The sequence below is a fragment of the Musicola keenii genome, from assembly GCF_014855505.1.
Classification (GTDB): domain Bacteria; phylum Pseudomonadota; class Gammaproteobacteria; order Enterobacterales; family Enterobacteriaceae; genus Musicola; species Musicola paradisiaca.
In genome coordinates, this window is record NZ_JAAWVW010000064.1 from 1 (window position 1) to 425 (window position 425).

The following is a 425-nucleotide window of genomic DNA, read 5'->3' on the forward strand; positions in this document are numbered from 1 at the left end:
GGTCATGGGTGATAAAGATTGTTGTGAAATGGTACTCGTTTTGTAAAGATTTTAGCAAATCAATAATCTGAGCTTGGATGGTCACATCCAAGGCTGTCGTTGGCTCATCACAGATCAAGACATCAGGTCGGCAGGCAAGGGCAATAGCAATAACGATACGTTGACGCATTCCTCCAGAATATTGGAATGGGTATTCATCAAAACGTCTATCTGCATCTGGAATCCCAACCTTATTCATGTAGTCAATCGCCAATTCTTTCGCTTCTTTAGCTGTTTTGCCTTGGTGTTTTACAATAACTTCTGTAATCTGACTACCAATTGTTTTAATTGGGTCAAAACTAGTCATTGGATCTTGGAAGATAGTCGCAATCTTAGCACCACGAATTTGTTCCCAATCCTTGTGAGAAGACAAGGCTGTCAAGTCC

General features: G+C 40.9%; 1 protein-coding gene. It reads right to left on the reverse strand.

Translation table 11 applies throughout. The annotated features are described in order from the left end of the window. A partial coding sequence (locus tag HEP82_RS19865) for an ATP-binding cassette domain-containing protein (RefSeq protein WP_192459614.1) occupies window positions 1-425 on the reverse strand: 425 nt, incomplete at both ends.